General features: G+C 42.6%; 11 protein-coding genes. 6 read left to right on the top strand and 5 right to left on the bottom strand.

Going from position 1 to position 14699, the window contains the following annotated elements; all coding sequences use genetic code 11:
* The first annotated feature begins 17 nt into the window (after window positions 1–17).
* Window positions 18–863, top strand: coding sequence for a dienelactone hydrolase family protein (locus LVD17_RS07710; RefSeq protein WP_233765898.1), 846 nt, complete (start codon window positions 18–20; stop codon window positions 861–863).
* A 101-nt stretch (window positions 864–964) separates the two neighbouring features.
* Window positions 965–2266, top strand: a complete 1302-nt coding sequence (locus LVD17_RS07705; RefSeq protein WP_233765897.1) for a 7TM-DISM domain-containing protein — start codon at window positions 965–967, stop codon at window positions 2264–2266.
* Here the strand turns inward: LVD17_RS07705 and LVD17_RS07700 are convergent.
* Window positions 2263–3132, bottom strand: a complete 870-nt coding sequence (locus LVD17_RS07700) for a DUF4349 domain-containing protein (protein WP_233765896.1) — start codon at window positions 3130–3132, stop codon at window positions 2263–2265. The two genes, LVD17_RS07705 and LVD17_RS07700, sit on opposite strands and share 4 nt — an antisense overlap.
* 123 nt (window positions 3133–3255) lie before the next feature.
* Between LVD17_RS07700 and polA the strand changes: the two genes are divergently transcribed.
* Genes polA through LVD17_RS07685 form a run of 3 tightly spaced genes read left to right on the top strand, consistent with a single transcriptional unit; the run spans window position 3256 to window position 7789 of the window.
* Window positions 3256–6054, top strand: a complete 2799-nt coding sequence (polA, locus tag LVD17_RS07695; RefSeq protein ID WP_233765895.1) for a DNA polymerase I — start codon at window positions 3256–3258, stop codon at window positions 6052–6054.
* Between the two features lie 18 nt (window positions 6055–6072).
* The gene (locus tag LVD17_RS07690; RefSeq protein ID WP_233765893.1) at window positions 6073–7023 is read left to right on the top strand and encodes a threonine ammonia-lyase; all 951 of its coding nucleotides are present in this window, start codon (window positions 6073–6075) and stop codon (window positions 7021–7023) included.
* A 31-nt stretch (window positions 7024–7054) separates the two neighbouring features.
* On the top strand, window positions 7055–7789 hold the full coding sequence (locus LVD17_RS07685; RefSeq protein WP_233765891.1) for a copper homeostasis protein CutC: 735 nt from the start codon (window positions 7055–7057) through the stop codon (window positions 7787–7789).
* Window positions 7790–7833: 44 nt separating this feature from the next.
* On the opposite strand, the gene LVD17_RS07680 is transcribed toward LVD17_RS07685, so the two are convergent.
* From LVD17_RS07680 to LVD17_RS07665, 4 genes are all read right to left on the bottom strand, one after another.
* Window positions 7834–8631 carry a DUF2490 domain-containing protein gene (locus tag LVD17_RS07680; protein ID WP_233765890.1) on the bottom strand — a complete coding sequence of 266 codons (798 nt, stop codon included), beginning with the start codon at window positions 8629–8631 and terminating at the stop codon, window positions 7834–7836.
* A gap of 177 nt (window positions 8632–8808) precedes the next feature.
* Entirely contained in the window at window positions 8809–11079 is a 2271-nt protein-coding gene (locus LVD17_RS07675) for a M1 family metallopeptidase (RefSeq protein ID WP_233765889.1), read from the bottom strand.
* 127 nt (window positions 11080–11206) lie between these two features.
* Window positions 11207–13435, bottom strand: coding sequence for a M1 family metallopeptidase (locus tag LVD17_RS07670; protein WP_233765888.1), 2229 nt, complete (start codon window positions 13433–13435; stop codon window positions 11207–11209).
* An 11-nt stretch (window positions 13436–13446) separates the two neighbouring features.
* Window positions 13447–14034 (bottom strand): HupE/UreJ family protein, encoded by a 588-nt coding sequence (locus LVD17_RS07665; RefSeq protein WP_233765887.1) that lies wholly within the window; start codon window positions 14032–14034, stop codon window positions 13447–13449.
* Between the two features lie 68 nt (window positions 14035–14102).
* Between LVD17_RS07665 and LVD17_RS07660 the strand changes: the two genes are divergently transcribed.
* Window positions 14103–14594, top strand: a complete 492-nt coding sequence (locus tag LVD17_RS07660) for a DUF6702 family protein (protein ID WP_233765886.1) — start codon at window positions 14103–14105, stop codon at window positions 14592–14594.
* Window positions 14595–14699 lie beyond the last annotated feature (105 nt).

Here is a 14699-nt window from a genome sequence, read left to right as displayed (position 1 = left end):
CTTAAACCTTAACAGCCATGAAAAATTTTATCCTTTCTATTGCATTGTTATTTTCTGCAGATCTTTTAATTGCCCAGTCTGACATTACTATGTGTCATACTCCGGCAACAGAGAGCTTTGCCATGTTTGCATCGAACATGGAATTTAATGCTGAGCATCCCGAACCAGAGCCATATACCCACCACAGTGAAATTGGCAAAATGATCAAAATAAATACGCCTGATGGCAAAACAGCCAATGCATATTTGCTGGAAGCCCAGGTGGATTCTGATGATTATTTATTTGTTATCCATGAATGGTGGGGCTTGAATGGGCACATCAAAAAGATGGCTGAGAAATACTATAGTGACCTGGGGACTGTAAATGTGTTGGCGCTGGACTTGTATGACGGAAAGATAGCAGAGACCCGTGAAAAAGCATCGGAATACATGGGGCAGGTGGATGACAAAAGAGCGCGGGCTATTATAAAAGGAGCACTTGACCATGCGGGTAACAGCTCTGAGATAGCTACTATCGGTTGGTGCTTTGGCGGTGGCTGGGCCTTGCAGGCCGCTATGATGGCCGGAGGTGAAGCTCAAGGGGCTGTAATGTACTATGGTATGCCCGAAAAGGATGTAGATAAAATTAAAGCGAAAATAAATTTCCCTGTTTTGGGCATATTTGCCAAGAAAGATGAGTGGATCACACCGGAAGTGGTGTCAAAATTTCAAAAGGATATGAAAGAGGCTCAGAAAGAGCTCAACGTTCATTTTTACGAGGCCACCCATGCTTTTGCCAACCCAAGCAACCCCAACCATGATGAGGAGGCAACCGAAGATGCTTATCGAAAATCTCTGGCATTCTTAAAAAGAGTTCTGGATTAACTTGCTATTCCAGCCTTATGTACCTTTTGCGGTGTTTTTGCTTAGGATATATAATATTTAGCAGCTAGCTTGCACGATGGTAAACTAAAACCAATCGTAAAATGTCTATGGCTGAAGTACTTAGCGCAAGTAAGCTTGCTGCTTTCCTAACCTTTGTTCTGGTAATTTTGATAGGTATACCGGCAGTTTCTCATCCCAAAGTACAGCGCGGACGTCTTGACCTTACTCATACGGATTTTAACAGTGCCATGCCGATATCTCTGGATGGAGAATGGGAATTTTACTGGAAGTATGTGCTTTTTCCGGCTGATTTTACCAGTAAAAACAAACCTGAGGCACAGTACATAAAGCTGCCGGCTGTCTGGAATGGCCTTAAAACAGGGCAGACCGAATTAACAGGTGAAGGTTATGCAACATACCGATTGGTTATAAAAAAGCATGAAAAACCTGATCTGCTCAGCCTTGATATTCCAAATGTCTATACTAACTATGCCTTATGGGTTAACGGAACAATGCTGGCTTCAAATGGCATAGTTTCAGTGGACGCTTCTCGTGCAAAACCTGAGTGGCAGCCGCATGTAAAAATCTTCGAAGCACCGGGAGAGACTATTGAGATTATACTCCAGGTTTCAAACTTTCATCACAACCGCGGCGGTGTACATAAATCAATAAAGCTGGGCACTCCAGAAGTTATTAACAGGCAACATGAGTCCATTATTGTATCCAATGTTTTTCTTGTGGGGGGGCTACTCATATTAGGAGCCTTTTTTATAGGATTTTTCCTGATAAGAAAAGGGCAAAGCGCTACATTATATTTTGGCCTCCTATGTTTTTTCTGGGGTATACGCTCCCTTTTCTCCAATATTTATCTTATCACATCTTTCTTTGACAGCATAAGCTGGCAAGTTGCCATTAAGGTAGAGTACCTCTCACTGTATTTAAGCATGTTGGTAGGCATGCTATTTATCAGCCAGGTATTTTTGAACGACAAAAAGTCTATTTACAAGTATATTATTATCATGATCAATTATTGCATCATCGCCTTAACGATCGTTTTACCACCGGTATTTTTCACGCAGTTGCTCCCTGCTTACCAGTTTTTTATAGCTGTCAATTTTCTGTTTGCCATAACAGTTATTGTCAGAGCTATATTTAAAAATCAACATGAGGCCTGGTTCAGCGCTATGAGCATCATTATAGGGATTGCACTTTTTGCCTACGAACTTACGGCCTATGCGCTGGTGGTTAAGGTTAACTTTATATTCCTTAATCTTGGGTATCTTGCTATTTTCTTCCTGAATTCTCTTGTGCTGGCATATCACTTTGTAGGAGCCTACAAGCAGATCAATATTTTGGAAGAGGAAAAAACCCGCAGCCTTGAAGGAAGGTTAAGGGGCATTTAACCCCTGTTTCTTTTTAAGCGCAGATTTTTAAATCGTTTTCTGAGAAGAAAAATGACAAGTAGAATCACCAGAGCCACCGGCCATATATAGATAAGGCCTATGATAATTTCTTGCAAAAGATACCATCCACCACTGAATCCATCCCCGATCTTTAGCCAAAATCCCTTCGAAGGAGCCTGGCTGGCGTGGTATATATCCTGAAACGCAGTAAGATGAATAGTCGACATCCTTACCTGGCTATTTAAGTATTTAAGCCTTCCCTCTTTTGATTCTATTTCTTCACGGATCATGCGAAGTTCATTTTCAACCTTAAGGATATCCTCCACCTTGTTGGCCTTTTGCAGTAACTTTCGGTATTGCTCCTCCACGGCCCTTTTATTTTTCAGCCTGATCTCAAGGTCTATAAACTCCTCGGTCACATCCTGGGCATTGATGTTATTGGCGTAGACGAATGAGGCTTGTGTCAGTATTTTTTTTAGTATTTCATCCAACTGATCCTGCTGTACACGGATCGTCATGTCGAGAGACAACTTGTAGGTATCATTGGTGCGGTTATCTGTGCTTACGTAAGCATTGTACAGCTTAATGATCTGGTCAATATTTGCTTTTGCGGAATCCAGATTTTCCACCTGCATATTAACATTAGCTGTTTTGATTACTTTCCGTTCAACAGGCTCGGTTTGGCTGGCGAACCTGACACCCGGAGGTGGAGCCTGTTCGGTTGCAGGTATTTCAAGAGCGTCTTCGACCATTTCATAATCAGCCTCTTCTGAATAGCCAAGTTCACTTTTCATATTTTGTTCGCCCTGGCATGCAGATATTCCCATGGCTACAAATAGTAGGAGGTAAGTTGTACGTATTTTCATAGTTATCTATTTTACATTTTTATTATAGATGTTACAAACTAGCTAATTCCATAACTTTGATAGTTGAAAAAGTCACTTTTATTTTTTTATCATCTATAATTTCAATTGCATACCTTTACGAGCATGAGCAAACCCGAAAAAAAGTTATTTCTTCTTGACGCCTACGCACTTATATACAGAGCCCATTTTGCATTCAGTAAAACCCCCAGGATCAGTTCAAAGGGTGTAAACACCGGCGTAATGTTCGGTTTTATAAATACTCTTCTGGAAGTACTGCAAAAGCAGAAACCTACCCATATCGCTGTAGTTTTTGATACCTCAGCACCTACTTTCAGGCATGAGCAATTTGCAGAATACAAGGCACATCGTGAAGAAACGCCTGAAGATATAAAAGTAGGGATACCGGTAGTGAAGGATATCGTTAGGGCATTTAACATTCCTGTACTCGAAATGGATGGCTATGAAGCGGATGATATCATTGGTACGCTGGCCAAGAAGGCGGGTAAAGCAGATTATGAGGTGTTTATGATGACCCCAGACAAAGATTTTGGGCAGTTGGTAGAGGAGCATGTATACCTGTACAAGCCGGCTTACATGGGCAATGCCGTGGATGTACTGGGCGTGCCTGAGGTGCTGGCAAAGTGGGATATAGAACGTGTCGATCAGGTAACGGATATGCTCGGCTTGCAGGGTGATACGGCTGATAACATTCCCGGGATTCCGGGCATCGGACCCAAGACTGCGTCAAAACTCATTAAGGAGTTTGGTTCTGTTGAAGAGCTGGTGGCTAACGTGGATAAGCTCAAAGGCAAGCAAAAGGAAAATGTGGAGGCCTATGGCCAGCAAGGTATACTTTCTAAAGAGCTGGCAACAATTAATACCGAGGTGCCTATTGAGTTTAATGAAAAGGATCTGATATATGAAGGACCTGATGAGGAAAAACTAAAGCCGATATGCGAAGAGCTTGAGTTCAGGACCATAATGAAGCGGATATTTGGTGAAGAATTAACAGGAAAAACCACGACATCTGCATCAGGGCAACTTTCCATGTTCAGTGATGAGAGTAAAGTAGCCATAGAAGTTACAGAAACTGTAACGGTTGAAAAGACGAGTATCAAAACGGTGGAACATGACTACCACCTGGTGACGTCAGCAGAGAAACGAAACGAACTGATAAAATTCCTTCAAATGCAAGATGAGTTCTGTTTCGATACGGAAACCACAAATATTGATGCTGTGGAGGCGGAGATTGTGGGTCTGGCGTTTTCGTATGTGAAAGGGGAAGCCTACTATGTGGCACTTCCGGCAGACTTTGAGGAGGCGAAGCAAGTACTCTTGGAGTTTAAACCGGTGATGGAAAATGAGAAAATCACTAAAATAGGTCAGAACGTTAAATACGACATCCTTGCCCTGAAAAAGTATGGTGTCCATGTAAAGGGTAAAATATTTGACACCATGCTGGCGCACTATGTGATTGAGCCTGAAATGCCACATAACATGGATGCCATAGCAGAGCAATATTTGAATTATAAGTGTGTGCCGATTACTTCTGTTTTAGGTGTTAAAGGTAAGCGGCAGAGAAACATGAGAGACATAGCCCCGGAAGATGTAGTGGAATATGCCGGAGAAGATGCCGATATTACACTGCAATTAAAACAGGTGCTGTCAGACCAGATCAAAAAGGAGAAAAAGCTTGACAGCTTGCTTGAAGAGGTTGAGCACCCATTAGTTTATGTGCTCTCCGACATGGAGCACGAAGGTGTAAGAATAGATGAAGAGGCATTGAAACAAATGTCTGCGGAACTACAGCAAGCCAGCCTGCAGGCCCAGGAGGAAATTTATAAAATAGCCGGTTGTGAGTTTAATATAGCCTCACCTAAGCAATTGGGCGAGATCCTGTTCGACCGGCTCAAGCTAATTGAAAAGCCTAAGAAAACGAAATCCGGTCAGTATGCTACAGGTGAAGAGATACTGGGAAGGCTGGCGGCAGAGCATGATATAGCCAGGAAAATACTGGAGTTCCGGGAATATCAAAAACTAAAATCCACCTATGTGGATGCATTGCCAAAGATGATTAGTGTCAGCGACGGGCGGGTACATACCGATTACGGACAGGCCGTGGCAGCTACCGGCAGGTTGAGTTCTAATAATCCGAACCTTCAAAATATTCCGATAAGAACGGAAAAAGGCAGGGAGATCAGGAAAGCGTTTGTGCCAAGGGATGAAAACCATGTGCTGGTGTCAGCGGATTATTCGCAGATCGAACTTCGTATAGCCGCATCTTTTGCCAAGGATAAGGACATGATCGAGGCCTTCAAAAACGGGCGGGATATCCATGCCACTACTGCTGCCAAAGTTTTTAACGTATCCCTTGAGGATGTAGACCCGAATATGAGGAGGAAGGCCAAAGAGGTAAATTTTGGGATTATCTACGGAATATCTGCCTTTGGTCTCTCGCAAAACCTGAACATCCCGCGGGCTGAGGCCAATGATATTATCAAGGCGTATTTTAAAGAGTTTTCTTCCATCAAAAACTATATGGACGAGTCCATCAACAAAGCCAAGGAGCAGGGGTATGTAGAAACTATCCAGGGAAGAAGACGATACCTCAGAGACATCAACTCCAGAAATGCTACTATGAGGGGCTATGCCGAACGAAATGCGATCAACGCCCCGATCCAGGGTAGTGCGGCAGATATCATTAAGATCGCCATGGTTAACATTCACCGGTGGTTGAAAGAAGAAGGTCTTGGAACAAAAATGATCTTACAGGTGCATGATGAATTGATTTTTGATGTACCCAAAGATGAGGTAGAAAAGGTCAAAGAAAATGTGATCAGGTTGATGATGTCGGCAGTAAGCCTGGAAGTGCCTTTGGAAGTAGAGGCTGGGGTGGGCGAGAACTGGTTGAAAGCACATTAAAATTTACTCAATATACGTATGTCAAAAGTACCGGACCAGGAATCCATTATGGCAGCCCATGAGAGAGTTGCCCCATTTATACACCGCACGCCTGTCTATACCAGCGAAAGCCTGAATAAAATAGCGGGAGCGAATCTTTTTTTTAAATGTGAAAACTTTCAGAAAGTAGGAGCATTTAAAGCACGGGGAGGGATGAATGCCGTTCTTTCGTTGTCTGCCAAAGACAGAAAAGCTGGTGTAGCTACTCACTCATCGGGCAATCACGCTCAGGCTGTGGCAATGGCCGCGAGGGAGAACGGAGTAAAGGCTTATATTGTGATGCCCTCCAATTCTGCTTCGGTAAAGAAAGCGGCCGTGCTAGGTTATGGTGCTGAGCTGATAGAATGTGAGCCAACTTTACAGGCACGGGAAGATACCTTGCAGAAGGTTATTGAGGAAACCGGAGCCATATTAATCCACCCTTACGACGATTACCGCATTATAGAAGGGCAGGGTACTGCGGCGAAAGAGCTGATTGAAGATATTAACGAGAGACTGGATTATATCCTAACACCTGTCGGTGGAGGGGGTATGCTTAGTGGCACATCACTGTCAGCCCATTATTTTTCAAAAGGAACCAAAGTAATCGGCTGCGAACCTTCGGGTGCAGATGACGCTTACCGATCGTTTACATCTATGAAACTGGTGCCTCAGACCAATCCGCAAACCATCTGCGACGGATTGAGAACCTCGCTGGGCGGAAAGCCTTTTGAGATCATATTGAAGCACGTTGAGGATATCTTACTGGCTGACGACGCTGAAATTGTGGCTGCCATGCAGTTGATCTGGGAAAGAATGAAGATTGTCGTTGAAAGCTCCTCAGCAGTACCATTGGCGGCTTTGCTCAGAAACAAAGAGAGGTTCGCCGGCAAAAATGTAGGTATAGTGATCAGTGGAGGAAATGTGGATTTGAAGGCGTTGCCTTTTTGACTATGTGTATAATATATTTTAAGTCTATCCAATGCTTTTCGAAATAGTAGTTTATTCCATTGAGGCTGCCCTTAAAGCGCAGGAAGGGGGAGCAGATCGCATAGAGCTATGTGATAACCCGGGAGAGGGAGGGACTACACCCTCCTACGGTGTAATTGAAGTAGTGAGACAGCATTTGTCTATTGACGTTTACATCATGATCAGGCCTCGGGGGGGTGATTTTTTATATTCCAGTTATGAGTTTCATGCGATGAAAAGGGACATCAGCCAGTGCCAGCGACTGAGTGTGGACGGGGTGGTATTTGGTATGTTGAACGCGGACGGAACCATAGATAAAAAACGCTGCAAGGAGCTGATCGATAAAGCAAGGCCATTGAAAGTGACCTGCCACCGCGCATTTGATATGGCCAGGGATCCCTTTGAAGCATTGGAGGATTGCATCGAAGTCGGGTTTGACCGAATTCTAACCTCTGGCGGACAGTCGAGGGCGATCGAAGGCGTGGATTTAATTGCAGAACTTCGGAAGCGGGCAGCCGGGAGGATTATTATTATGCCGGGATCAGGCGTAAATGAGGAAACAGTGGCCGAAATAGTTAGTAAAACCGAAGTAAATGAAATTCACTTCTCGGCTATGAGCCATCGTGACGGAGGCATGGTCTATCGTAATGAGCAAATAGCTGGCATGGGCTCTGAGCAGGGCGCTGAATTCAAGTTGCGTATTGCTGACCCAGAGAAGATCAGAAAAATGAGGGAGTTGGTTGGCTAGAGGCTATGGCAAAGCCAACCATGGATATTTTAAGAAACTTGTATTCATTTTTCCTTTTGCACCCTTTTACCTGTTAAATCTAGTTGCTGTTTCACCTGGAGCCAAAATACATTCGTGTAGTTATAATTTTGCGGTTTTGCAGTGGCAGCAAACTGGCCGTTCCATGTCAGGCTGATGGATACATCTTTATTCATCTGAGCTGTTGGGCTTACAATAAACCTGTTTTGGTCAAAAACATTGTGAACAACATTGCGACCTGCATTGATGAAGATCTCATCACCTATATTAAGTATGAATGTTCTTTCAGGGCGTTTTGAGGATAATTGAAATAGTGGAATGCTTGCCATACAAGAATATCTCAGTCGAAAATTAAAAGAATTTGGCGTCTGAATTTCACCATCGGCAACTTGATAAAAGAAACGCTCCTCTATTCTATACCTGTGGCTCAGGCCCACTTTATTTAATTTGTTTTTGATGATGAGCTCCTGGTACGGTCGAAACTCCACTTTATTGATCTTACCCAAAGAATAGAAACCAAGGTGGGCCAATCCGGTTGAAACCCTGACATGGTCGGATATGGAATATCCAACCCCAGTTCGTGCAATATATTGCGTGCTTTCTTCAAAGCCATTTTTCCACCTGTATCCAACATCAGTGAGTAACACCCATTTACCAGCCAGCTTTATTTGGTTATAGTATTGTAGCCATTGCTGGTTCTGCGTTGTAGTATTTTTTTTCTGAGCGAATAGGGAACTGGCGGTAAATGTAATTAAAAATACTGTTGAGAAAGCTTTCTTTCTTAGCCCAGAGCTTCTTGTTGTCTTCTTAAAGGATGCCTGCATTTTACTTTTTTTTGCTCTGTGGCGATACTCCAAAGGGAGATTATAAAAGTACGAAAAAATACAAGTTAGATGAGAGATGGAGCTTTTTAATATGCGAAAGGAAGCCTTAGTACAGGTAGGCGTATAAAAAGTAAGGCCGTCAATTCTTTGACGGCCTTACCCGGTTGTATCAGCTTATTAATTTGCTTTCTGCTTAAACTTGTCAAACTTTGAAGCAGCTTCCCTTGGAGGGAACGTGTTATCATCAGGGTTGGTGTCAGCAGTTTCTTCATTCGGATCGAATTTGATGCTTGTGACTTCTTTTTCAAAGGCAAATACCTTGGTCACTTCCTTTTCATTCATTCTCCAGATCTCGGCAGGAATTTTCTCCGTTGTTTTGCTGCCATCGGTAAAGGTGAATTCAATGATCAATGGAGTTACCAGGCCGCCTTTATTAGAAAATTTTACCTGGTAAAGGTTTTTGTCTTCAAACTTTTGCATGATAGCCTTGTCATCTACCCGGTTCATGAATTCCCCGTAATATCGTGGATCTGTTTCCACCAAAGAAAATTCTTCGGGGCCATTGCTGAAGTCCATCGTTTTATTATCACCTCCCTTAGCAGTAAGATCACCCTTCTTTACTTTTTTACCCTTGTTCTCTATATCAGCACTTTCGGTGCGCATGCGGAGCCACTTCACCTCTTCAATGCCTACATCCACATGGTCAACTGTGTAGAACCAGCCTTTCCAGAACCAATCAAGGTCAACAGCAGAGGCATCTTCCATAGATCTGAAAAAGTCTGCAGGCTTGGGGTGCTTAAATTTCCACCTGTTGGCATATTCCTTAAAAGCAGCATCAAATAGTTCTGGGCCCATTACTGTCTCGCGTAATACAGTAAGCGCTGCGGAAGGCTTTCCATAGGCATTGTAACCAAACTGCACTACCTGCTCAGAGTTGGTCATGATAGGTCTGATATTGTTTTTGTCACCTTTCATGTAGGGAACAATGCCTTTTGGGGTGCCCCATTCCAGATCCAGGTCAGGGTAACGCTCCCGTTTGGTTTCTTTTTCCAGGAAAGTATTTAGCCCTTCGTCCATCCAGGTCCATTGTCTTTCATCGGAGTTAACAATCATAGGGAAATAGTTGTGGCCTACCTCATGTACTATAACGCTCACCATGCCATCCAGCAATCTTTCTGAGATCACTCCGTTTCTTGGCCTGCCGAAGTTGAAACAGATCATGGGGTACTCCATACCCTGATTTGCAGCATTTACTGAAATGGCTACAGGATATGGGTAATCAAAGGTTCTTTCGGAGTAAACTTCAAGAGTGTTTTTAACAGCTTTTGTTGATTCATCGGCCCAAAGCGGGTTGCCTTCTTTAGGGTAAAAAGACATAGCCAGGGGAGTATTGGTAGCCAGTTTTACAGCCTGCGCATCCCAGATATATTTTCTGGATGATGCAAAGGCAAAATCTCTTACATTTTTAGCAGCAAATTTCCAGGTCTTGGTTTTTGTTGCTCTACTTTTTTCATTGGCAATGGCTTCTTCCTCAGTTACAATGAAAACAGGCTTGTCAAAAGTTTTCTTTGCCTGTTCAAGTCGCTCAAACTGAGTTTTTGTGAGTATATCTTTGGCATTGGTAAGTTCACCGGTTGCCGCTACAATATGATCTGCCGGTACAGTAATATTTACCTCATAGTCGCCAAAAGCAAGTGCAAACTCACCTCTTCCAATAAACTGTTTGTTTTGCCATCCTTCATAATCATCGTAAACGGCCATGCGAGGAAACCATTGTGCGCAGGTGTAGGCATAGTTGTCATCGGCGGGGAAGTACTCGTAACCTCCGCGGCCATCAATTACCATGCGGTCGTAGATGTTATATGACCAGTCAATTGAAAAAGTAAATGTATCCCCCTTTTTCATAGGTTGAGGCAGGTCCACACGCATCATGGTGCGGTTGATGATATGTTTTAGAGGCTTGCCTGCGGCATCCTTTACAGCCTTAATTTTGTACCCTCCCTCATAATCAGCTGAAGCCATTTGTGATTGGAATGATTTCGCAGAGGTAGAGTCTTTAACAGGCCCCGTTTTTGTTTGGGCATCCAGGTTTTCTTTGGCCCTTACGTTCTGATCTAGCTGTACCCATAGATAGGTAAGTACATCAGGTGAATTATTGTAATACTTAATGGTTTCAGAGCCGGTCAACACCTGCTTTTTGTCATCTATGGCAACGTCTATTTTATAGTCAGCCTGTTGCTGCCAATAGTTGACGCCGGGAGCTCCCGAGCCTGTTCTGTATGAATTTGGTGTTGGCAACTCTTGCCCCAACTGCTCAAACTTCTGCCCCCACTCTTCCTGTCCAAATGTGGTGCTGGAAATTAAAAAAGTAAGAAGCAGCAAAAAAATGCATTGGTTCTTCATCTTGTTGATATTAGGTTTTTTGGAATAACACGCTAATCTAATCATTTAGACCAACGGTTAGTTCCTAATCCATGCTAATTATGTTTAAAAGTTATATAAATGGTTTCTAAATGTGCCGAAAACAAAAAAAGCTCCTAAGTTCAGGAGCTTTTTGTTGTGTTTGAAGTTGATTTTATTTTCCCTTCTTATTCTTAAATTCATCGAACTTCGAGGGCACTTCCGCTTTTGGAAAGATATTATCCTCTACGTCAGTATCTGCTGTTTCTTCATTAGGATCTAGCACAATGTTTATCACCTCTTTTTCGAAGGCAAATACCTTTGTCACTTCTTCTTCATTCATCCTCCAGATCTCTGCGGGTATTTTCTCCACAGTTTTTGTGCCGTCAGCAAAAGTAAACTCAATAATCAGGGGCATAACAAGGCCACCCTCATTTTTAAAAGTTACCTGGTAAATGTTTTTGTCTTCAAATTTTTGAATGATGGCTTTATCATCAATACGATTCATGAACTCACCATAATACCTTGGATCGGTTTCTACCAAAGAAAATTCTTCAGGGCCTTTACTGAAATCCTTTGCTTTTCCTTCTCCTTCATTAGCAGTAAGGTCTCCTTTCTTTACCTTTTTACCTTTGTTTTCTATATCAGACTCTTCAGTTCTCAGCTTAAACCACTTCACTTCATCTACTGCTATATCTACGTGGTCAACTGTATAGAACCAGCCTTTCCAGAACCAATCGAGGTCAACGGCTGAGGCATCTTCCATAGTCCTGAAGAAGTCGGCAGGTTTGGGGTGTTTGAAAGCCCACCGCTGAGCATATTCTTTGAAAGCAGCATCGAATAGCTCGGGTCCCATCACTGTTTCCCGGAGGATGCTAAGGGCAGTTGCCGGCTTGGCGTAAGCATTATTACCAAACTGCACGATCTGCTCGGAGTTCGTCATTATAGGGCGGATAAAAGCTTTGTCGCCTTTCATATAATCTACGATACCTTTTGCAGGCCCTCTTCTGGAAGGAAAATCGTCGTACTGCTCCTGCTCGGTTCTGTACTGAACGAATGTGTTTAATCCTTCATCCATCCATGTCCATTGTCTCTCATCAGAGTTGATGATCATTGGGAAGAAGTTATGGCCTACTTCATGGATGATTACGCCGATCATTCTGTATTTAGTGATATCTGAGTAAGTACCATCCTCGTTAGGGCGGCCAAAGTTGAAGCAGATCATCGGGTACTCCATACCTATCGATGCAGCATGTACTGAGATCGCCTTAGGGTAAGGGTATTCTATGGTATACTTAGAGTAAGTTTCCAATGTGTTTTTTACTGCCTTTGTTGACTCCTGCTCCCAAAGCGGGTTGCCTTCCTTAGGGTAATAAGACATGGCCATTGGCGTTTTTGTATCCAGTTTAACAGCCTGCGCATCCCAAATGAATTTTCTTGAGGTAGCGAAAGCAAAGTCTCTTACGTTATCGGCATGGAAAACCCACGTTGATTTTTTATCCGACCTGGTTTTTTCTCTTTCAATAGCTTCCGCTTCAGTAGCTATGATCACGGGCTTGTCAAATGATTTTTTGGCTTGTTCCAACCTTTCCATCTGCTGCTTGGTTAGCACATCCTTAGGGTTTTGCAGCGTACCTGTAGAAGCTACGATATGATCAGAAGGAACCGTGATCTTTACTTTGTAATCTCCAAACGGCAGGGCAAATTCACCACGGCCGAGGAATTGTTTGTTTTGCCATCCTTCATAGTCGTCATAAACAGCCATTCTTGGGAAGAACTGCGCAATGGTGTAAAGGTAATTGCCATCTTTCGGGAAGTACTCCAAACCACTTCTTCCTCCAAGTTCCATTCTGTCGTTGATGTTATAGCTCCATTCTATTCCGAATGTAAAAGACTCACCGGATTTCAAAGGTTGAGGAATGTCCACACGCATCATGGTTTTGTTGATGATATATGGCAGGTCTTTTCCATTTACATCCTTTACAGACTTGATCTTAAAACCACCGTCATAATCAGATATCCCTAATCCCTGGGCCGCAAACTTTGCTGGGATCGAATCTATAACGGCAACTTCCTGTATCTTCAGGGTGTTGGTACCTTGCTCTCGTACATTCTGATCTAGCTGTACCCACAAATACCTTAATACATCCGGAGAATTGTTGATATAAGTTATTTTCTCCTTACCGGTTACACTTTGGTTTTTATCATTAAGCTCAACCTCAATTTCATAATTGGCCTGCTGCTGCCAATACTCGTTTCCAGGGGCTCCCGATCCTGTTCTATATTCATTGGGAGTGGGAAGTTCTGTGCCTAACTGCTCAAATTTGCCTTCCCATTGTTTTTCCTGTGCTACGGAAAATTGAAAAGGCAGCAAAATTGCGAGGCTTAAAATTACTCTCTTCATCAGATTAAAATTTAATTCAAAAATTTCGTTTCTACTATCAACATCAAAGCGATACCAGCGGTGGCTGAAGAAATGATCATACGCCAGTCTCTTCTTTTAACACCAAAAATATCGACCAATATAAAACTAATTATAAGGAAAACTGCAACGATTATTATTTGGCCCACTTCCAGACCTATGTTAAAGGCTAATAGCGGGGATACAATGGATTTTTCCTTACCTAATATACTTCTCAGAAAATTGGAGAATCCCAAACCGTGGATCAAACCAAAAAATAATGCCAGAAGATAATTGGTCTGTATTTTGCTGGCCTGCACAGTACGCTCCTTTTTTAACAGATTAAAGAATGCTGTTAAAAAAATAGTCACCGGAATGAGGAATTCTATCAGGTCACTATCAAAATTGACAATGCGCAGAGTGGCTAGTGCAAGCGTAATAGAATGGCCAATAGTGAAGGCGGTAACCAAAATAAGTACGCGTTTCCAGTCCTGAAGTACATAAATGGCACAAAGAGCTATAACAAAAAGGATGTGATCATATCCGTTAACGTCAAGGATGTGATCAATCCCCAGCTCAAAATATAATCCGAATTCTGACATAAACGATTGATTGTTTTAGGACCCAAGTTTAATCTATATTTGTGAGACTTGTCAAATTATTTATACCAATGCGTAAGTATTTCATGTTAGTGGTGGTGATTTTTTTATCTTCTTTTATGCATCCAATCCATGTGAGTGTGTGCGATATAGAGTTTGATCGGGAGAGAAATGCTCTTGAAATTGTTCAGCGAATATTCCTGGATGACCTTGAGCTGGCTATCAGGAACCATAATAACAACCAACGAATCGATCTGCTGGAACCAAATGGCACTACGACCGATGAACTGGTAAAAGCATACCTTAAAGCCAATTTCAAAATCTCTGTTAATGGCAAAGCCGAAGTCCACAACTACCTCGGCCATGAAATTGAAGGCGACGCCCTTTATGCTTATATGGAAATAGAAAAGGTAAAGAAATTAAACTCTATTCAGGTGCATAGTGAAATACTGATCAGCGAATATGACGATCAGGTCAATCTGGTACATGTGGAGGTTGATAAGGAGATCAGGAGTATGAAACTGACTCCTAAAAATAAAACGGAGGAATTAGAATATAAATAATCTCTTAAATAAGAGGTGGTGTGCGGTTGCACATCCCCATACAACTACTATTTGTCTTTAATCTCTTCTTTATCTATTTGTCTAAAAATCAAAACTTTACTGGCG

This window comes from Fulvivirga ulvae, assembly GCF_021389975.1.
Taxonomy (GTDB): Bacteria; Bacteroidota; Bacteroidia; order Cytophagales; family Cyclobacteriaceae; genus Fulvivirga; species Fulvivirga ulvae.
Note: the sequence above shows the minus strand (reverse complement) of the source record. Positions and strands in the feature narration are given on the sequence as shown.